The 19,927-nt window shown below is 69.2% G+C and carries 13 protein-coding genes; 8 read left to right on the top strand and 5 right to left on the bottom strand.

The features are described 5' to 3' along the window. Positions 1 to 97 precede the first annotated feature (97 nt). Together NPA30_RS13990 and hemA are read left to right on the top strand one after the other, a co-directional pair. The gene (locus NPA30_RS13990) at positions 98 to 268 is read left to right on the top strand and encodes a hypothetical protein (RefSeq protein ID WP_256803347.1); all 171 of its coding nucleotides are present in this window, start codon (positions 98 to 100) and stop codon (positions 266 to 268) included. A 185-nt stretch (positions 269 to 453) separates the two neighbouring features. Beyond that, entirely contained in the window at positions 454 to 1,731 is a 1,278-nt protein-coding gene (hemA, locus tag NPA30_RS13985; RefSeq protein ID WP_256803604.1) for a 5-aminolevulinate synthase, read from the top strand. A 190-nt stretch (positions 1,732 to 1,921) separates the two neighbouring features. Here the strand turns inward: hemA and NPA30_RS13980 are convergent, their stop codons facing one another. Further along, positions 1,922 to 3,097 (bottom strand): pyridoxal phosphate-dependent aminotransferase, encoded by a 1,176-nt coding sequence (locus NPA30_RS13980; RefSeq protein WP_256803346.1) that lies wholly within the window; start codon positions 3,095 to 3,097, stop codon positions 1,922 to 1,924. A 214-nt stretch (positions 3,098 to 3,311) separates the two neighbouring features. On the opposite strand from NPA30_RS13980, the gene NPA30_RS13975 reads away from it, so the two are divergent. Then, positions 3,312 to 6,806, top strand: a complete 3,495-nt coding sequence (locus tag NPA30_RS13975; protein ID WP_256803344.1) for a hybrid sensor histidine kinase/response regulator — start codon at positions 3,312 to 3,314, stop codon at positions 6,804 to 6,806. 34 nt (positions 6,807 to 6,840) lie between these two features. On the opposite strand, the gene NPA30_RS13970 is transcribed toward NPA30_RS13975, so the two are convergent. Continuing rightward, positions 6,841 to 7,491, bottom strand: coding sequence for a response regulator transcription factor (locus NPA30_RS13970; RefSeq protein WP_256803342.1), 651 nt, complete (start codon positions 7,489 to 7,491; stop codon positions 6,841 to 6,843). 143 nt (positions 7,492 to 7,634) lie between these two features. Then, positions 7,635 to 8,678 (bottom strand): threonine aldolase family protein, encoded by a 1,044-nt coding sequence (locus NPA30_RS13965; RefSeq protein ID WP_256803341.1) that lies wholly within the window; start codon positions 8,676 to 8,678, stop codon positions 7,635 to 7,637. Positions 8,679 to 9,026: 348 nt separating this feature from the next. Between NPA30_RS13965 and gltB the strand changes: the two genes are divergently transcribed. From gltB to NPA30_RS13945, 4 genes are all read left to right on the top strand, one after another. After that, a complete protein-coding gene (gene gltB, locus NPA30_RS13960; protein ID WP_256803340.1) occupies positions 9,027 to 13,745 on the top strand; it encodes a glutamate synthase large subunit in 4,719 nt (1,572 codons plus the stop codon). A gap of 160 nt (positions 13,746 to 13,905) precedes the next feature. Beyond that, entirely contained in the window at positions 13,906 to 14,112 is a 207-nt protein-coding gene (locus NPA30_RS13955; protein WP_256803339.1) for a hypothetical protein, read from the top strand. Further along, the gene (locus tag NPA30_RS13950; RefSeq protein ID WP_256803338.1) at positions 14,109 to 14,510 is read left to right on the top strand and encodes a PIN domain-containing protein; all 402 of its coding nucleotides are present in this window, start codon (positions 14,109 to 14,111) and stop codon (positions 14,508 to 14,510) included. The genes NPA30_RS13955 and NPA30_RS13950 overlap by 4 nt, the downstream gene beginning before the upstream one ends. Positions 14,511 to 14,533: 23 nt before the next feature. Further along, positions 14,534 to 15,988 (top strand): glutamate synthase subunit beta, encoded by a 1,455-nt coding sequence (locus NPA30_RS13945; protein WP_256803337.1) that lies wholly within the window; start codon positions 14,534 to 14,536, stop codon positions 15,986 to 15,988. A 53-nt stretch (positions 15,989 to 16,041) separates the two neighbouring features. Here the strand turns inward: NPA30_RS13945 and NPA30_RS13940 are convergent, their stop codons facing one another. Together NPA30_RS13940 and NPA30_RS13935 are read right to left on the bottom strand one after the other, a co-directional pair. Further along, complete coding sequence (locus NPA30_RS13940) at positions 16,042 to 17,526, bottom strand: SGNH/GDSL hydrolase family protein (RefSeq protein ID WP_256803336.1); 1,485 nt, start codon at positions 17,524 to 17,526, stop codon at positions 16,042 to 16,044. A 3-nt stretch (positions 17,527 to 17,529) separates the two neighbouring features. Continuing rightward, complete coding sequence (locus NPA30_RS13935) at positions 17,530 to 18,765, bottom strand: lytic murein transglycosylase (RefSeq protein ID WP_256803335.1); 1,236 nt, start codon at positions 18,763 to 18,765, stop codon at positions 17,530 to 17,532. A 213-nt stretch (positions 18,766 to 18,978) separates the two neighbouring features. Between NPA30_RS13935 and galU the strand changes: the two genes are divergently transcribed. Beyond that, complete coding sequence (gene galU, locus NPA30_RS13930) at positions 18,979 to 19,881, top strand: UTP--glucose-1-phosphate uridylyltransferase GalU (RefSeq protein WP_256803603.1); 903 nt, start codon at positions 18,979 to 18,981, stop codon at positions 19,879 to 19,881. The last annotated feature ends 46 nt before the right edge of the window (positions 19,882 to 19,927 follow it).

Below are 19,927 nucleotides of genomic sequence, written 5' to 3'. Positions count from 1 at the left end.
CGCGAGCCGTGCCGCTTTAGCCGTTTCCGGGGCGTTTGTAAGGCCTCGAAGCGTATCGGGCGAGGAAGAGGCCTCGCCGGGCCGGCAGGATGCGACGATGACGGACGAGACGACGCGGACAGCGGCCGAGCAGCGCCGGCTGCGGCTGGAAGCCCAGCTGCGCGACAATCTGCGCCGCCGCAAGGACCAGGCGCGGGCGCGGCGCGAGGAGGTTCAGGACCTTGAAGCGCCGCGCGTGCCGGAGCCGGAGGCGGGCCCGGACGGCTGATCCCGGCGGCGCGGGAATGGCGGCGAGGTCGGCGGCCAGCGTCTCCACATCGGCAGATCGGAGGCGGGCGAGCCAGCCGCAGCGCTTCGGCAGGTCGGATCGCCCGGCGACGGATTGGCACGCCCCCAAACGTGGACTTCGGCAAGGCGAGACCTTAGAACCGTTCTCGAAGGGAGTCCCCGATGATCGACTACAAGGGCCGGTTCGCCGCGGCCATCGACGCGCTCCACGACGAGAAGCGCTACCGCGTCTTTGCCGACCTCGAGCGCATCGCCGGCCGCTTTCCCGCCGCGATGTGGCGGCACGAGGGCGAAGCGCGCGAGATCACCGTCTGGTGCTCGAACGACTATCTCGGCATGGGTCAGCATCCGGCGGTGATGGAGGCCATGCGCTCCGCCGTCGCCGCGATGGGTTCAGGCGCCGGCGGCACCCGCAATATCTCGGGCACCAATCACCCGCTGGTCGAGCTGGAGCGCGAACTCGCCGACCTGCACGGCAAGGAAGCGGCGCTCGTCTTCACCTCAGGTTTCGTCTCGAACGAGGCGTCGATCTCGACCATCGCCCGGCTCCTGCCGGACTGCCAGATCTTCTCCGACGAGCTGAACCATGCCTCGATGATCGAGGGCGTCAAGAAGTCGGGCTGCCGCAAGGCGATCTTCCGCCACAACGACGTCGACCATCTGGAAGAACTCCTGAAGGCGGCCGACCCGGCCAAGCCCAAGCTGATCGTCTTCGAGAGCGTCTACTCGATGGACGGTGACATCGCGCCGATCGCTGCGATCGCCGACCTCGCCGAGCGCCACAACGCGCTGACCTACATCGACGAGGTCCACGCCGTCGGCATGTACGGCGCGCGCGGCGGCGGGATCACCGAGCGCGACGGCGAGGCGCGTCGCATCGACGTCATCGAGGGGACGCTCGCCAAGGCGTTCGGCGTCCTCGGCGGCTACATCGCGGGCAGCCGCGACGTGATCGACTGCGTGCGCTCCTATGCGCCGGGCTTCATCTTCACGACCGCGCTGCCGCCGGCGCTCGCCGCGGCGGCGACGGCCTCGATCCGGCACCTGAAGACGAGCCAGGTCGAGCGCGACAGCCAGCAGCGCCAGGCTGCACGGGCGAAAGCCGTGCTCGGCGCGGCGGGGCTGCCGGTGATGGCGTCGCCGACGCACATCGTTCCCGTGCTCGTCGGCGATCCCGACCTCTGCAAGAAGGCGAGCGACCACCTGCTCGAGGTGCACGGCATCTACATCCAGCCGATCAACTACCCGACGGTGCCGCGCGGCACCGAACGCCTGCGCATCACGCCGACGCCGTTTCACGACGACGCGCTGATCGCCAAGCTGCGGGATGCGCTGGTCGAGACCTGGCAGGCGGTGGGCATTGCCTTCGCCAACGCCGCCAAGCCGGCCGAGCCGGCGCGCAGTCGCGTGACGCCGCTCGTGGTGTCCCAGGCCGGGGGCTGACGCCCGGCTTCCCGGGCACCTCGGAGGAAGATCGGACGGCTCTACCGGTGCACACTGGGCCCGCAAGAGTGGCGCTGGCCGTTATGGGCCTTCTGAGATCGCTGCGGCGAGAGGTCAGACCGAGTGCCCGGCACGCATCGAATAGCAGCGGCGTGCACCGCAAGGACGGCGGCGGGCCGCGAGGGACCGCTCAGCCAACCTTCCCGATCCAGTCCGCCAGCCGGTTCGCCGCCGTCTCGACCTCATCGAGGCGCCGGTGGAAGCAGGCGCGCATGAAGCGCGGCCCCGCCGGGCCGAAGGCGGTGCCTGGCGCGATCCCCACCCGCGCCTCGTCGACGATGCGGAAGGCGGCGCTGCGCGTGTCCTCCACCCCGTCCACCGCGAAGAAGGCGTAGAAGGCGCCTTCCGGGGGCACCAGCGACACCCGGTTGGTCGCCATCAGCGTCTCGCAGAAGATCGATCGTGCCTTGTGGGCCCGCTCGATCTGTCCGGCGACGAAGCTCTCGCCCTCGGCCAGGGCGGCCACCGCGGCACGCTGCATGAAGGCGGCGACGCCGGAGGTCGAGTACTGGACGAGGTTCTCGATGACGTCGCCGTAGACCGGCGGCGCCTCGATCCAGCCGATCCGCCAGCCGGTCATCGCCCAGTTCTTGGAGAAGGACTGGACGAAGATGACCGCGTCCTCCGGCTCGATCAGGTCGTGGAAGGACGGCGCCCGCTCGCCGGCATAGAAGAAGCGGCTGTAGATCTCATCCGCCACGATCGTGACGCCGGTCCGGCGCGCGAGATCGAGGATCGCCCGCAGGGTCTCGAGGTCGGCGGTCCAGCCGGTGGGGTTCGACGGCGAGTTGACGAAGAGTGCGCGGGTGTTCGGGCCGATCGCAGCCTCGAGCTTGGCGATGTCCAGCTGCCAGCCGCTTTCGGTCCAGTCGAGCGCCACCTCGCGCGGGGCGGCGCCGGCAACACCGGCCGCCGCGGCGAAGTTCGGCCAGGCCGGGCCGAAATAGACGACCTCGTCGCCCTTGCCGGCCAACGCGGCGATCGCGATCTGGATCGCGTGCATGCCGGAGCCGGTCACGAAGAAGCGGTCGGCGCTCGCCGGCCGGCCGTAAAGCCTCGCCGTATAGTCGGCAAGCGCCTGGCGCAGTTCGGGGATGCCGCGCTGCCAGGTGTAGAAGGTCTCGCCGGCCGCGAGCGAGGCGCTCGCCGCATCGGCGATGAAGCGCGGCGTCGGCAGGTCGCCTTCACCGGCCCAGAGCGGGATCAGGCCGTCCGTGCCCCTTGCGCGGGCATAGTTCATGACGGCGACGATGCCGCTCTCGGGGGCAGCGAGCGCGTCGGGGCGCAGACGATCGAGAAGCGACATGACGACTCCGTACGGCGATGTGGACGGCTTCGACATCCGCCTTTCCCCGCAGCGCGTCAAGTTCGCGCCACGGACGTATCGTCCTCGCCCGCTTACCGAAAGTGGTGCCTGCATCTGGACAGGGAGCGGTGGTGGTGCTTGGCTTCGATCCCTCGGCGGAAGACCCTGACAAGGGCGAGTCTGCCGGGCTGAGGCGTCGACGGGAGGCGACGGCTTGCCGAGCTGGATCATCATTGCCGCCGCGGCAGGCTATCTGCTGCTGCTCTTCGCCGTCGCCTGGGCGGGCGATCGGCGACGGCGTGCCTGCGGCTCGTCGGCGGCCCGCCCGGCGATCTACGCCCTCAGCCTTGCCGTCTACTGCACGTCCTGGACCTTCTTCGGGTCGGTCGGCGTCGCGGCACAGAGCGGCCTCGGCTTCCTGGCGATCTATCTCGGCCCGATCCTCGTCTTCCTGTTCGCCGGCCGGTTGATCGAGCGCATCATCCGCCTCGCCAAGGCCGAGCGCATCACCACCGTCGCCGACTTCATCGGCTCGCGCTACGGCAAGAGCAGCTCGGTGGCGGCGATCGCGACCCTGATCGCTCTGGTCGGCGGCATTCCGTACATCGCGCTGCAGCTGAAGGCGATCTCGACCTCGGTCGCGACGCTCGCCGCGGCACAGCCGCCGCAGCTCTTCGCGCCGCAGCCGTTCTTCGGCGACCTTGCTCTCCTGATCGCCATCGTGCTCGGCCTCTTCGCCATCCTGTTCGGCACCCGCCACGCGGACGCGACCGAGCATCAGGACGGGCTGGTGCTCGCCGTGGCGATGGAATCGACGGTCAAGCTGACCGCCTTCCTCGCCGCGGGCCTGTGGGTCTGCTTCGGCCTGTTCTCGCCGGGCGAGCTCTGGCAGGCGGCGCGCGCGAGCCCGTCGGTCGATACGGTGCTCGCCGTCGGCGACCTCGGACACTTCGCCGTCGCGACGCTGCTCAGCGCGGCGGCCATCCTCCTCCTGCCGCGCCAGTTCCACATGACGGTCGTCGAGAACCGCTCCCTGGTCGAGCTGCGCCGGGCGCGCTGGCTGTTCCCGCTCTATCTCGTCGCGATCAACCTCTTCGTCATCCCGATCGCGGCGGCCGGTCTCCTGCGTCTGTCGCCGGCCGGAACGCCGGATCTCTACGTCCTGTCGCTGCCGCTCGCGATGGGCAACCAGGCCCTCGCGCTCCTCGTCTTCGTCGGCGGCCTCTCGGCCGCGACGGCCATGGTCATCGTGGCGAGCGTCGCGCTGTCGGTGATGATCTCCAACAGCCTCGTGCTGCCGATGCTGTTGCGCCGCCGGGCGCGCCTCCCGCTGCTCTCCGACCGGGACGAGATCGCCCTGATCCTCAACATCCGGCGCGGCGCGATCCTTGCCATCGCGCTGTTCGGCTATGTCTACTACCGCCTCGCAGGCGACGGGGCAGGGCTCGCCGAGATCGGGCTCCTGTCCTTCGCCGCGATCGCCCAGCTCGCGCCGGCGCTTCTCATCGGCCTCCGGTGGAAGCGGGCGAATGCGCGCGGCGCCAAGGCGGGCATGATCGCGGGCATCGCGGTGTGGTTCTACGCGCTGCTGCTGCCGGCCGTCCTGCCCGGTTGCGCGCTCGTCGAGAGCGGCCCGTTCGGTATCGCCGCGCTGAAGCCGCAGGCGCTGCTCGGCCTGTCGATCGACCCGCTGGCGCACGGGGTCTTCTGGAGCCTGGCGTTGAACGTGGCGATGCTGTTCACCGCCTCGCTGACCCGGCGGGCCGCCCCGCTGGAGCGCATCCAGGCCGCCACCTTCGTGCAGCGCGGCGTCGTCCCGCTGCCGAGCCTGCGCCGCCAGAAGCCCGGCGTGTCGGTCGGCGAGCTGAAGGCTGCCGTCGGGCGCTACCTCGGCGCCGAACGCGCGGAGCGCAGCTTCCAGAGCTTCGCGGCGGAAGCCGGCGAGCCGCTGCCGCTCGGCGTCGAGCCGGCCGACGGCGCGCTCCTGCGCCACTGCGAGCAGCTGCTCGGCTCGACCATCGGCTCGGCCTCGGCGCGGCTCGTCCTTTCCCTGCTGGTCGAGCGCAATGCGAGCACCAGCCCGGCGGCAATCCGCCTGCTCGACGATGCCTCGCAGGCGGTGCAGCACAACCGCGATCTTCTCCACATCGGTCTGGAGCAGGTCGACCAGGGGCTCGCGATCTTCGATCCGGACTATCGCCTGAGCTTCTGGAACCGGCAGTTCCGGCTGCTGCTCGGTCTGCCGCCGCAGTTCGGCCAGGTCGGCGTGTCGCTGGCCTCGCTGCTCGAGCAGCTGCATCTGGCCGGCGAGATCGGCCACGAGGAGTTCGTCCGGGCCTTCGGCGCGCTCACCCGCAGCCCGGCGATGCGCCAGCTCGCGCTCGCCGGCAGCGGGCGGACCATCGAGATTCGCGCCAATGCGATGCCGGACGGCGGTACCGTCGTCACCGTGTCGGACATGACCGAGCGGGTGCGCCAGGCCCGGGTGCTGCGCGAGCTGAACGAGACGCTGGAGCAGCGGGTGCGCGAGCGCACCGGCGAGCTGGTGCGCGCCAATGCCGATCTGGCGGAGGCGCGGCGGGCGGCCGAAGCGGCCAATCTCGGCAAGACGCGGTTCCTTGCGGCGGCGGGCCACGACATCCTGCAGCCGCTCAACGCCGCCCGTCTCTACGCCGCGGCCTTGGGCGAGCGGCTGGCCGGCGCCCCGACGGCGCGCCTCGCCGACAACGTCGCCTCCTCGCTGGAATCGGTCGACGCGATCCTCGCCGCCCTCCTCGACATCTCTCGGCTCGATGCCGGCGGCATGGCGCCGAAGTTCGAGGACGTCCGTCTCGACGCGCTGTTGCACCAGGTGGAGACCGATCTGCGGCCGCTGGCGGAGGAGGGTGGCGTGCGGCTGACCCTCGTCAACACGGCCGCGGTGGTGCGGACCGATCGCAACCTGCTGCGGCGGCTGGTCCAGAACCTTCTCTCCAACGCCATCAAATACGCGCCCGGCGGCCGCGTCGTGGTGGGGGCGCGTCGAAGCGGCGGCGGCGTGACGCTGCAGATCGTGGACGACGGCATCGGCATCCCCGACGAGCAGAAGGACGCGATCTTCCGCGAGTTCGTGCGCCTCGACGAGGGCAGCCGCACGGCGCGTGGTCTCGGTCTCGGGCTGTCAATCGTCGACCGGATCGCGCGGATCCTCGACCACCCCGTGAACTTCGACTCTGTGCCGGGCCGGGGCACGCGCTTCCGGGTCGCCCTGCCGCCCGGGCACGAGCCGGCGCTGTCGGCCCCGCCGCCCGCGGTGCCGGAACCCAGCTCGCACAACATGGCGCTGCGCGGCGCCCGCGCGCTCTGCATCAGCCCGGACGAGGCCTTGCAGGACGCTCTCGCGCGGCTGCTGTCGAGCTGGGGCTGCGAGGCGATCTGCGCGCAGGACCTCGCTGCGGCGCGCGATCGTCTCGCCTCCGGTCCGACGCGTCCCGACATTCTCCTCGTCGACAACGAACTCGGCGAGGGAACCGGCGTGACCGCGATCGCGCGGCTGCGGTCGGTCGGCGAGGACGAGCCGCGCACGATCCTGATCACCGCCGACCGCACGCCCGCTCTCTTCGAACAGGCGGCCATGCTCGGCATCGACGTCTTGACCAAGCCCTTGAAGCCGGCCTCGCTGCGCGCCGCGCTCGGTCGCCATTCGCCGCGCCGGGCGGCAGCGGAATAAACAACCTGCACCCCAAGCCGGCCGCGTGCCGGTTTCAGGTTTCGGAGGCGAGCTTGTTCAGCCGGATCACCGCCTGGGTGCGGCTGTCGACGCCGAGCTTCTGCAGGACGGCCGAGACGTGCGCCTTCACCGTCGCCTCGGACACGCCGAGCTCGAAGGCGATCTGCTTGTTGAGGAGGCCCTTGCCGAGCATCGTCAGGACGCGCGTCTGCTGCGGCGTCAGGCTGCGCATCCGCTCGATCAGGTCCACCACCTCGGGGTCCTGTTCGGGCGGCAGGTCGAGGTCGGGCGGACAGTAGATCTCGCCGGTGAGGATGCGCTCGAGCGCCTCGCGGATGCCGGCGAAGGAAGCCGACTTCGGGATGAAGCCGGAGGCGCCGAGATCGAGCGCCCGCCGCGGCACCGATGCGTCCTGGCTGCCGGTGACGATGGCGATCGGCAGGCCGGGAAACTCGGCCCGCAGCATCGCCAGTCCGGACAGGCCGGTCGAGCCGGGCATATGGATGTCGAGCAGGAGGAGGTCGGGGTCCGGATTGTCGGCGAGCGCGACCACCACGGCCTCGAGATCCGCCGCCTCCACGATGCGCGCCGCCTGGCCGAGCGAGCCGACGATCTCCTTCAGCGCACCGCGCACGAGCGGATGGTCATCGGCAACGATGAAGGTGGAAGGCGGGGTGGCGGTCACGACGGGTCCGATGCGGCTGGGCGCGAACGCCGCTCGCGGCGTCGACGCTCGGGATGGACGGCCAGTGTAGCGGGTGGAGGCACCCGCTCACCAGTGCGGCGGCCGGAAGAACCGTGCGTGATGCCGCGGACGCCCGGGCCTCCTCAGGCGATCAGCGCGCAGAAGCGGTCGACGTCCTCGACCGCCGTCGACCAGCTCGTGACGAGGCGGATCAACTGCTCGTTCTCGGCGACCGGCATCCCATGCGGCGCGTTCCAGTCGTAGAACACCGCACCCTTCTCTTTGAGCTGGCGGGCGGTGGCCCGCTCCACGACGGCGAACACCTCGTTGGCGCGCGTCGTCCAGGCGGGCCGCGCCTGACGGCTGGCCGCCAGTCCCTCGCGCAGCCGGTCGGCCATCGCATTGGCGTGGCCGGCGAGCTCGAGCCACAGTCCGTCCTGCAGATAGGCCTCGAACTGCGCCGCCACGAAGCGCGTCTTTGAGAAGAGCTGGGCGCCGCGCTTGCGGATGTAGGGGAACTGCTCGGCCTTGGCCGGGTCGAAGAAGACAACCGCTTCGGCGCACCAGCAGCCGTTCTTGGTCGCGCCGAAGGACAGGATGTCGACGCCGCGCCGCCAGCTCATCTCGGCCGGCGTCGCGCCGGTGGCGGCAAGTGCGTTGGCGAAGCGGGCGCCGTCCATGTGGAGGGCAAGGCCGCGCCCGTGCGCGACGGCGGCGATGGCGTCGATCTCCTCGGCCGCGTAGAGCGTGCCGACCTCGGTGGTCTGGCTGATCGACACGGCCATCGGCTGGCCGGCATGGACGAAGCCGGGATTGAAGCGGCCGAGCTCGGCCTTCAAGTTGGCGACGTCCATCCGCCCGTCCGGCCCGTCGACCGGGTGCAGCCTGGCGCCATGGGTGAAGAATTCCGGTGCGCCGCACTCGTCCTCGACGACATGCGCCTCGCGGTGGCAGAGGACGACGCCGCCCGGCCGGTTGACCGCTGCGAAGGAGAGGGAGTTGGCCGCCGTGCCGGTGCCGACGAAGAAGACGGCCACCTCTCGCTCGAAAAGGTCGTTGAACCGCGCCTCTACCGCCTTGTCGAGGGCGCTGGTGCCGTAGGCGGCGGCCATGCCCGAGGCATTGTCGGCGAGGGATCGGGTGATGGCGGGGTGGGCCCCGGACCAGTTGTCGGACGCGAAGATCATGCCAGATGACCTATCCCGCAGCGCGAAGACACGCAAGCTGCGCCATCTTGCCGGCGCGGCGCCGGCTCCCGCAGCCGCCTCGCTGCGCCAGTTGCTCCTGCGCGGAACATCTGCCATATTGCTGCCGATAGGACAGCAGTGCTGCCATAATAAACGGGAAACCGCACGCGGTGCAGCCGCAGGCGGACAAAGAAGCAGCCGCACCCTATCCTGACGTAAATCACCGTGCGATGAGCGCGGTCGATCGAGTTCAAGCCTGGTCCTGCGTCTCTCGAGGCTCGCGCCTCGCGACGCGGGGGCCGGGCAGGGCGCGCGCCCGGCTGGCGTGCCATCGAAGGGAGAGACGCGATGACGAAGACGACGCCATCCCACGCCGCAGGGGCCGCTGTGGCCGCCACGACGCCGGACCTGCGCGCCGTCAAACCGCGTGTGCTGCCGGAGGCGGTCGGTCTGTACGACCCGCGCAACGAGCACGATGCCTGTGGCGTCGGCTTCATCGCGCACATGAAGAACGTCGCCTCGCACGACATCGTCGCCAAGGGCCTGACGATCCTGCAGAACCTCACCCATCGCGGCGCCGTCGGCGCCGATCCGCTGATGGGCGACGGCGCGGGCATGCTGGTCCAGATCCCGCACGGCTTCTTCGCCGCGGAGATGGCGACGCAGGGCGTCACGCTGCCGGAGCCCGGCCACTACGGCGTCGGCCACATCTTCATGCCGCAGGACGACGCGCAGCGCCGCCACTTCGAGGAGGTCTTCGAGGCGGTCGTCGCCGAGGAAGGCCAGACCGTCCTCGGCTGGCGCGACGTGCCGGTGACGAACGAGTCCCTGTCGAAGGCCCCCGAGATCGTCGCCACCGAGCCGGCGCAGCGGCAGATCTTCATCGCCCGCTCCGCCTCGATCGCCACCGACGACGACTTCGAGCGCAAGCTCTACATCCTGCGCAAGGTCGTCTCGAACCGGGTGCAGAACGAGTTCGGCGGCAAGGATGTCGGCTTCTACGTCGTCTCGCTGTCGGCGCGCACGGTGGTCTACAAGGGCATGTTCCTGGCCTACCAGCTCGGTGCCTACTACAAGGACCTCACCGATCCGCGCTTCGAGAGCGCGCTGGCGCTCGTCCACCAGCGCTTCTCGACCAACACATTCCCGTCCTGGCGGCTGGCCCATCCCTACCGCATGGTCGCGCACAACGGCGAGATCAACACGCTGCGCGGCAACGTCAACTGGATGGCGGCCCGCCAAGCCTCGGTCGATTCGGAGCTCTACGGCAACGACATCGGCAAGCTCTGGCCGATCTCCTACGAAGGCCAGTCGGACACCGCCTGCTTCGACAACGCGCTCGAGTTCCTGACACAGGGCGGCTATCCGCTCGCCCACGCGATGATGATGCTGATCCCGGAGGCCTGGGCCGGCAACAAGCAGATGTCGCGCGAGCGGCGCGCCTTCTACGAGTACCACGCCGCCCTCATGGAGCCGTGGGATGGCCCGGCGGCGGTCGCCTTCACCGATGGCCGGCAGATCGGCGCGACGCTCGACCGCAACGGCCTCAGGCCGGCGCGCTACGTCGTCACCGACGACGATCTCGTGATCATGGCCTCGGAGGCCGGAACGCTGGAGATCCCGGAGGAGCGGATCGTCAAGAAGTGGCGGCTGCAGCCGGGCCGGATGCTCCTGATCGACCTCGAGAAGGGCCGCATCGTCTCCGACGAGGAGGTGAAGCGGGAGATGGCGAGCGGCCATCCCTACGGCGACTGGCTGAAGAACACCCAGCTGATCCTGGAGGATCTGAAGCCCGTCGCGCCGCGCGCCTCGCGCTCGGACGTGTCGCTGCTCGACCGCCAGCAGGCCTTCGGCTACTCGATCGAGGACACCCGCATCCTGATGGCGCCGATGGCGACCACCGGCCAGGAGGCGATCGGCTCGATGGGCACCGACACGCCGATCTCGGCGATGTCGAGCCGCTCCAAGCTGCTCTACACCTACTTCAAGCAGAATTTCGCGCAGGTCACCAACCCGCCGATCGATCCGATCCGCGAGGAGCTGGTGATGTCGCTGGTGTCCTTCATCGGGCCCCGGCCGAACATCTTCGACCTCGAGGGCACTTCGCGGCGCAAGCGGCTGGAGGTGCGCCAGCCGATCCTGACCAATGGCGACCTCGAGAAGATCCGCAACATCGGCCACACCGAGGACCGCTTCGACACCAAGACGATCGACATGACCTATCCGGCCGAGGGCGGCGCGGCGGGCATGGCCGGCGCGCTCGACCGTCTCTGCGAGCGGGCCGAGGCGGCGGTTGTCGGTGGCTACAACATCATCATCCTTTCCGACCGGCAGGTCGGGCCGGACCGCATTCCGATCCCGGCGCTGCTCGGCTGTGCGGCCGTGCACCATCACCTGATCCGCAAGGGCCTGCGGACGGCGGCCGGGCTCGTGGTGGAGTCGGGCGAGCCGCGCGAGGTGCACCACTTCGCCTGCCTCGCCGGCTACGGCGCCGAGGCGATCAACCCCTATCTCGCCTTCGACACGCTGACCGAAATGCACCGGCGCGGCGACTTCCCGCCGGAGGTCGACGCTTCGGAGGTGGTGACCCGCTACATCAAGTCGATCGGCAAGGGCATCCTGAAGGTCATGTCCAAGATGGGCATCTCGACCTACCAGTCCTATTGCGGCGCCCAGATCTTCGACGCCGTCGGGCTGAAGTCGGCCTTCGTCCAGCACTACTTCACCGGCACGGCGACCACCATCGAGGGTGTCGGGCTGGAGGAGGTCGCCCGCGAGAGCGCCGAGCGCCATCAGCTCGCCTTCTCGGAAGACCCGGTGCTCGCCCGCTCGCTCGAGATCGGCGGCGAATACGCCTACCGCATGCGCGGGGAGACGCACATCTGGTCGCCCGACGCGGTCGCGACGCTGCAGCATGCCGTGCGCCTCGAATCCTGGGAGAAGTACCAGGAATACGCGGCGATGGTGAACCAGAGCGACGTCGCCAACTCGACCATCCGCGGCCTGTTCCGGATCAAGATGGCCGCGGAGATCGGTCGGACGCCGGTCCCGCTGGACGAAGTCGAGCCGGCCAAGGAGATCGTCAAGCGCTTCGCCACCGGCGCGATGAGCTTCGGCTCGATCTCGCGCGAGGCACACTCGACGCTCGCGGTCGCGATGAACCGCATCGGCGGCAAGTCGAACACCGGCGAGGGCGGCGAGGAGCCCGACCGCTTCAAGCCGCTCCCGGGCGGTGCGCCGAACCCGGAGCGCTCGGCGATCAAGCAGGTCGCCTCCGGCCGCTTCGGCGTGACGACGGAGTATCTCGTCAATGCCGACATGCTGCAGATCAAGGTGGCGCAGGGTGCCAAGCCCGGCGAGGGCGGCCAGCTGCCCGGCCACAAGGTCGACGCGACCATCGCCAAGACGCGCCACTCGACGCCGGGTGTCGGGCTGATCTCGCCGCCACCGCACCACGACATCTACTCGATCGAGGATCTGGCGCAGCTGATCTACGATCTGAAGAACGTGAACCCGGCGGCCGACATCTCGGTGAAGCTCGTCTCGGAGGTCGGCGTCGGCACGGTGGCAGCCGGCGTCGCCAAGGCGCGGGCCGACCACATCATCGTCGCCGGCTATGACGGCGGCACCGGCGCCTCGCCGCTGACGTCGATCAAGCATGCCGGGTCCCCTTGGGAGATGGGGCTCGCCGAGACCCAGCAGACGCTGGTGATGAACGGGCTGCGCTCCCGCGTCTGCCTGCAGGTGGACGGCGGCCTCAGAACCGGGCGCGACGTCATCGTCGGCGCGCTCCTCGGCGCCGACGAGTTCGGCTTCGCCACGGCGCCGCTGATCGCGGCCGGCTGCATCATGATGCGCAAGTGCCACCTCAACACCTGCCCGGTGGGCGTGGCCACGCAGGACCCGGTGCTGCGCCAGCGCTTCAAGGGCACGCCCGAGCACGTCATCAACTTCTTCTTCTACGTCGCCGAGGAGGTCCGGCTGATCCTGGCCGAGATGGGCGTGCGCTCGCTGAACGAGCTGATCGGCCAGACCGATCGCCTCGACAAGGCGGAGCTGATCGACCACTGGAAGGCGAAGGGTCTCGACTTCTCGAAGGTGTTCTACAAGCCCGAGGCCGACGCCGGCGAGATCCTCTGGACGACCCGTCAGCACCACCCGATCGCCGACGTCCTCGATCACAAGCTGATCGCCGGGGCGCAGGCCGCCCTGACGGCGCGCCAGCAGGTGAAGATCGAGACGACGATCTCCAACGTCGACCGCTCGGCCGGCGCGATGCTCTCCGGCGAGGTGGCCAAGCGCTTCGGCGCCAAGGGGCTTGCCGACGACACGATCCAGGTGACGCTGACCGGCACCGCCGGCCAGAGCTTCGGCGCATTCCTGGCGCAGGGCGTCACGTTCGACCTCGTCGGCGACGGCAACGACTATGTCGGCAAGGGCCTGTCGGGCGGCTGCATCATCGTGCGTCCGCGCGAGGAGACGCGGATCAAGCCGGAGGAGTCGATCATCGTCGGCAACACCGTGCTCTACGGCGCGATCTCCGGCGAGTGCTATTTCCGCGGCGTCGCCGGCGAACGCTTCGCGGTGCGCAACTCCGGCGCCATCGCGGTCGTGGAGGGTGTCGGCGACCACGGCTGCGAGTACATGACGGGGGGTGTCGTCGTCATCCTCGGCCACACCGGGCGCAACTTCGCGGCCGGCATGTCGGGCGGCATCGCGTACGTGCTCGACGAGGAGGGCAACTTCGCCGAACGCTGCAACATGGCGATGGTCGAGCTCGAGCCGGTGCCGGAGGAGGACGACATCCTCGAGCGCCTGCACCACCACGGCGGCGACCTGCAGCACAAGGGCCGCGTCGACGTCTCGTCGAACATGACGGGGCACGACGAGGAGCGCCTGGCGCAGCTGATCTCCAACCACCACCACTTCACCGGCTCGACGCGGGCGAAGGAGATCCTGGAGAACTGGGAGACCTTCCGGCCGAAATTCGTGAAGGTGATGCCGGTGGAGTATCGCCGCGCGCTGCAGGAGATGGAGCGCATGCGCATGGGAGTGGCGGCGGAGTAGAGTTCGTCGTCGCTGGACCGGGCACCATCCGACGCAAGCGGTCTGGTGGTGTTTGCCGCTGGTGATGTGCTTTCGTCATCTCACATGGAGGTGCGCGGTGGGGATCAGGACGGGGGAGGAGAGGGTGGTCAGCCTCTTCCGGAACGGGAGAAGCCAGGCCGTGCGCATTGCGAAGGAATTCGGGATCGCGTCGGACAGGGTCATCATCGCGCGGCAGGAGGACGGCTCTCTTCTCCTGAGACCTGCGGTGCCGAAGATGTCGCTGATCGAGACGCTCGACTGGATGAAGACCCTGGAGCCGATCGACGATTTCCCGGGAGACCCCGGAGACGACGATCTGCCTCGGCTCGATGACGTCGTCCTTTGACTCGATACCTCCTCGACACGAACATCATCTGCGATGTCTTCCGGCATGCCGGGGGACGGGTGGATCTGGCGCTGCGGGCGCGCAAGGATGAAGAGATCGGAACCAGCCTGATCGTGAAGGGAGAGATCCTGTTCGGGCTGGAGAAGAACCGGAACGTGCGCGGGCTCGATCGCCTGAAGGTCTTCCTGCAGGCGATCGAGGTCTGGGGTCTTGAGGCTCCGACCGAGGCGAACTACGCGCAGGTGAGGGATGAGCGGGAACGGAGCGGGGTGAGGATGGGCGCGGACGATCTTTGGGTCGCCGCACACGCGATCGCCCTCGATGCGACTCTCGTGTCCGACGACAGGGCGTTTCCGGACGTGCCCCGTCTGTCTGTCGAAAATTGGTTGCGCGACTGAGCGCGCAGAAGAACGGATCGAACATGGGCAAGGTTACAGGATTTCTCGAGATCGACCGGCAGACGCCGAAGTATCAGCCGGCTTCCGATCGCATCCGGCACTTCCGCGAGTTCACCCTGCCGATGTCGGACGAGGAGGTCGGCAAGCAGGCGGCGCGCTGCATGGACTGCGGCATCCCCTATTGCCACGGACCGACGGGGTGTCCGGTGCACAACCAGATCCCGGACTGGAACGACCTCGTCTATGCCGGGGACTGGGAGACCGCGATCCGCAACCTCCACTCGACCAACAACTTCCCCGAGTTCACCGGCCGCATCTGCCCCGCGCCCTGCGAGGAAGCGTGCACGCTGAACCTCGAGGACTCGCCGGTCGCGATCAAGACCGTCGAGGAAGCGATCGCCGACAAGGCCTACAAGCTCGGCTTCGTACGCCCGCAGCCGGCGGCGACCCAGAGCGGCAAGAGCGTTGCGATCATCGGCTCCGGCCCGGCCGGGCTCGCTGCAGCCCAGCAGCTCGGCCGCGCCGGCCACCAGGTGCACGTCTACGAGCGCGAGTCGCGCCCGGGCGGCCTGCTGCGCTACGGCATTCCCGACTTCAAGATGGAGAAGCACTGGATCGACCGCCGCGTGCAGCAGATGCAGGGCGAGGGCGTGACCTTCTTCTGCGGGGTCGAGATCGGCAAGGACAAGAGCCTCGACGAGCTGCTGGCGACGTATGACGCGGTGCTCTATTGCGGCGGTGCCGAGCGACCGCGCGATTCGGGCATCCCGAGCGAAGGACTGGCCGGCATCCATGACGCCATGCCCTATCTCGTGCAGCAGAACCGACGCGTCGGCGGCGAGCCGATCCGCAGCACCGCTTGGGCCGCCGAGGAGATCTGGGCCGGCGGCAAGCACGTCGTGGTGGTCGGCGGCGGCGACACGGCATCGGATTGCGTCGGCACCGCGTTCCGTCAGGGCGCCGTCAAGGTGACCCAGCTCGACATCCGCCCGCAGCCGCCGAAGCAGGAGAACAAGCTGACGGTCTGGCCCTACTGGGCGACCAAGATGCGGACCTCCTCCAGCCAGGCCGAAGGGGCGAACCGGGAGTTCCAGGTCGCGACGCTCGCCTTCGTCGGCGAGGACGGCCAGCTGACGGGCGTGCGCTGCGCTGAGGTGGACGACAAGCGTCAGCCGATCCCCGGCACCGAGTTCGTCATCCGGGCCGACCTCGCGTTCATCGCCATCGGCTTTGCTGGTCCGTTGGAGGCCGGCCTCGTGGCCGAGGCCGGTCAGCGCCTGTCGCTGCGCACCGACAGGCGCGGCAACGTGGCCGTCGACGCCGACGAGAAGAGCTACGCGACCTCGCTGGACAAGCTCTATGCGGCCGGCGACGTGAGGCGCGGCCAGTCGCTGGTCGTCTGGGCGATCCGCGAGGGTCGCCAGGCGGCGCGGTCCATCGATCTCGCGCTGACCGGTACGACGACGCTGCCGCTCTGAGCGGCAGGCGAGGCGATCCGATCGAGGGCACCGGCGGGTCGGCCGGTGCAGCCTCAGCCTTCCGGGCCCCGCTCCAGTCCCGGCGGCGCGGCACTCTGCGGCGGCTCGGCCCTCGGGGGCTGCGCTGGCTCCGACGGGGCAGCTGCCGCTGCCGCAGCGTCCGCGGGCGGCGCGGCCTGCGGGTTGTTCAGCCAGTCGTCGATGATCGCGTCCTGCAGCGAGGGCATCGGCTTCGGCGGCACCGGCTCGCCGGTGCCCCGCAAGGTGTCCAGCGCCACGGAACCGCGCTTGACGATCGCCGGATCGCGGCCGGCGGAAACCGCTTCGGTCTTGCGATTCCAGTCGAAATCGTCGGCCCGGCCCTCCACGCCCGGGTTCGCCATGCCGGAGATCAGTCGTTCGCGCGGCGAGGGCTCGAGCGCCGGAACGGCTCGCGCCGGTCCGCCGAGGAGGATCTCGCCGCCGTCGAGCGCGGGATCGTTGAGGGCCATGGCCGGCGTCGAGGTCTGGTTGGCGACCGCGGCGAGGGGCGGCAGTCCGAAGCCGGGCGCTTCGCCGTTCGGCAGGGCAGCCACGGCGCCCGGCGCGCCGGCATCGCCGAGGAGGCGCAGGATCGGCTTCTCGGCGAAGAAGGCGAGCTTGTTCCGGCCGGCATCGGTCATGGTGATGCCGTCGCTGTTGCGCAGCCGCGCCGGCTGGCCATCGGTATCCGGCCCGGACAGGGCGAAGGCGCCGCTCGAATCGACGAAACCGTCCCAGACGTCGACGAACTCGCCCCCGGCGGTCGTCGCAGCCGTCATGTAGACGCCGTTCAGATAGACCATGTCCTCGCTCATCCGCTCGGACTTGAACGAGGGCATGCCGACCCAGACCAGCGGCACGTCGCGGCCGCGGATCGCCTTCGCCAGCGTCTCCGCCCGGCGCCCGTACGCACTCGACCAGCGATCGCTGCGCAGGTCCAGGGTTTCGGCACCGGACTGGATCGGCTGGCGGTCGTTGGATCCCAGCATCACGACGACGAGCGCGGGTTTCACCTCGTCGATCAGCGGGCCGATCTCGGCCAGCCAGTCGTAGTGGTCGTCGCGCACCAGCCCGGAGGAGCCGTCGGTGCGATCGACGATCCGAACGTTGGCGTCGTCGCTGAAGGCATCCGCCAGCCCGGTGGCGAGCGCTGAGGCCATGAAATCGCCGACCACGAGCACGGCCTTGGCGTCCGCGACCTTCTCGACCGGCGCCGCGTCGGCGGCATCGACAGCCGCGCTTGCGGCTGTCGCGGACGATGAACCCGCCGGCGCCTTGACCCGCTTCGGCGCCTTCTTGCGGATCCGCCGGGGCTCCGGCGCGCCGGGCTGACCCGGCCGGGCCTGACGTGCCGAACCGCCGAAGAGCATGTCCATGATGGTGCGCGGCCGCTCCTGTGCCACGGCCCGCGCGGCGGGCACGAGCAGTCCCGTGTCGAGAGCGAGCGGCACCACCAGCAACAGGGCGAGCAGGCGCGTCACGGGCTTCGTGTGCGGAAGCGTCCTGCTCGCAGCCATCGCTCAGCGGCTCCGCAGGATGTCGAGAAGCGCCTTCGACGCATTGCCGTCTTCCGGCATCCCGTACTGCCGCTGGTAGGCCATGATGGCGGACTTGGAGCCCGACCCGATCTTGCCATCGATCTTGCCGTCGTACAGGCCCCTGTGGGTCAGGCGCTGCTGCAATTCGTAGCGCTCCTCCATGCTGAGCGGCGTGTAGCCGCGCGGCCAGGTGTTCTCGAAGGCGCCGTAGCCGCCGATTCGATCCGCAAGGTGGCCGACGGCAAGAGCATATTTGTCGGCGTTGTTGTAGCGCTTCAGAACGAAGAAGTTCTTCGTCATCAGGAAGGCCGGCCCATCCGGACCGGCCGGCAGGACGAGGTTGGCGCGGTCGGACGGCCGCGGGAAGTCCTTGCCGTTCGGACGGCGGAAGCCGAGCGCGGCCCACTGGGCCAGCGTCTTGTTCGCCCGGCGCAGCTTGCGGGCGACGGCGTCCGACGGGATCTCGATCTCGTAGCCCCAGGTGTGACCGCTCTGCCAGCCGTTCTTGCGCAGGAGGTTGGCCGTCGTCGCGAGCGCGTCGGGGACCGACGTCCAGATGTCGGCATGACCGTTGCCGTCCATGTCGGCGCGGTAGATGCGGTAGCTCGTCGGAATGAACTGCGTGTGGCCCATCGCACCGGCCCAGGAGCCGGTGAGGCCGGCCGGCGACACGTCGCCCTCCTGGACCATCTTCAGGGCGGCGATCAGCTGGGTGCGTGCATATTTGGCACGGCGCTGGTCGAGATAGGCGAGGGTGGCGAGCGAGCGCGGCACGCTGCGCACCACGTCGTCGCGCTTCAGCACGCGGCCGTAATTGGTCTCCATGGACCAGATCGCGAGAAGCACGTCGCGGTCGACGCCGAAGCGCGCCTCGATGCGGTCGAGCCATGGCTTCAGCTTCGTGCGAAGGGCGCGACCCTCGGCGATGCTCTCCTCGTTCACCCGGTTGTCGAGGTAGTCCCAGACCTGGTCGTTGAATTCCGGCTGATAGCGCGCCTTCTCGATCACCGCGGGATCGGGATCGTCGATGCCGGCAAAGACACGTCGATAGACATCGTGTCGCACGCCGGCCTTGGCGGCGACGCTTTCGAAGTCCGAGATCCAGCGGCGGAAGCCGGCGTCGGCGGCCGCCGGCGCGACGGCCGCGAGCGACAGGCCGGCCGCCAGCAGCGCCGCGGCGGCACCGCGGACCAGGCGATCATGGGTTGCTTCAGGCATGATTCTTCTCCTTCGTCAGGACAGGATTCTGCTCGAGGCGAACTCTAGCCGTAGGGCGTTAAGCATTGCTTTACCACGCCGGGCGCTGGAAAATGCCGGCCTTTGCTGGCAGATGGAGCCATTGCCGCTATTTCGCGGCGAAAGCACGGCAGCCGGCGCGCAGATCGGCCGAAAGCCGTGATCTGCGGTGGTGTTGAGAGCGCCAGAGGAGTGATCGTGACGATGCAGAAGGTGCGCAAGGCGGTGTTCCCGGTGGCGGGCCTCGGAACCCGGTTCCTCCCGGCGACCAAGGCCATCCCCAAGGAGATGCTGACCGTCGTCGACCGCCCGGTCATCCAATACGTCGTCGACGAGGCGCTTCAGGCCGGCATCGAGCATCTGATCTTCGTCACCGGCCGCAACAAGGGCGTCATCGAGGACTATTTCGACATCCAGGTCGAGCTGTCGAACACGCTCGCCGAGCGTGGCAAGACGGCCGAACTCCAGCTGCTCGACGAGTTGCAGCCGCGTGCCGGCAAGTCGAGCTTCACCCGCCAGCAGGCGCCGCTCGGTCTCGGGCATGCGGTCTGGTGCGCGCGCGATCTCGTCGGCAACGAGCCCTTCGCGCTGCTCCTGCCGGACATGATCATGCAGGCCGAGAAGAGCTGCCTCAGTTCGATGGTCGAACTCTATGAGCAGTCGGGCGGCGGCAACGTGATCTCCGTCGAGACCTGCGACCCGAAGGAGACGGCGAAATACGGCATCGTCGGCCGCGGCTCCGAAGTCGGCTCCGGCTTCCGCGTCGACGGCATGGTCGAGAAGCCGAAGCCCGAGGATGCGCCCTCGAACTTCTTCATCTCCGGCCGCTACATCCTGCAGCCCGAGATCTTCGACATCCTCGAAACGCAGGAACGCGGCGCCGGCAACGAAATCCAGCTCACCGACGGCATGCTGAAGCTCGCCGATCGCCAGGATTTCTACGCCTACCACTTCACCGGGCGCACCTTCGACTGCGGCTCCAAGGAAGGCTTCATCGAGGCCAACGTCGCCTTCGCGCTGTGGCGCGCCGACATTCGCGACAAGGTGCGGGGCAATCTGCAGGAGCTGATGGAGACCGTGGAGCCGGCCCGGCGCTGAGCGGCGCGGGCAGCTTTCAACACGCTTGAGAGATGAGGGCCGGGCG

This window comes from Mangrovibrevibacter kandeliae (assembly GCF_024519155.1).
GTDB classification, from domain to species: domain Bacteria; phylum Pseudomonadota; class Alphaproteobacteria; order Rhizobiales; family Rhizobiaceae; genus Mangrovibrevibacter; species Mangrovibrevibacter kandeliae.
This window is presented reverse-complemented; position numbering and strand designations above follow the sequence as displayed.

Coding starts and splice junctions, on each gene's coding strand:
- NPA30_RS13990 (WP_256803347.1), top strand. CDS start 98: ATGACGGACGAGACGACGCGGACAGCGGCCGAGCAGCGCCGGCTGCGG.
- gltB (WP_256803340.1), top strand. CDS start 9,027: ATGACGAAGACGACGCCATCCCACGCCGCAGGGGCCGCTGTGGCCGCC.
- NPA30_RS13940 (WP_256803336.1), bottom strand. CDS start 17,526: ATGGCTGCGAGCAGGACGCTTCCGCACACGAAGCCCGTGACGCGCCTG.
- NPA30_RS13980 (WP_256803346.1), bottom strand. CDS start 3,097: ATGTCGCTTCTCGATCGTCTGCGCCCCGACGCGCTCGCTGCCCCCGAG.
- NPA30_RS13935 (WP_256803335.1), bottom strand. CDS start 18,765: ATGCCTGAAGCAACCCATGATCGCCTGGTCCGCGGTGCCGCCGCGGCG.
- NPA30_RS13945 (WP_256803337.1), top strand. CDS start 14,534: ATGGGCAAGGTTACAGGATTTCTCGAGATCGACCGGCAGACGCCGAAG.
- NPA30_RS13965 (WP_256803341.1), bottom strand. CDS start 8,678: ATGATCTTCGCGTCCGACAACTGGTCCGGGGCCCACCCCGCCATCACC.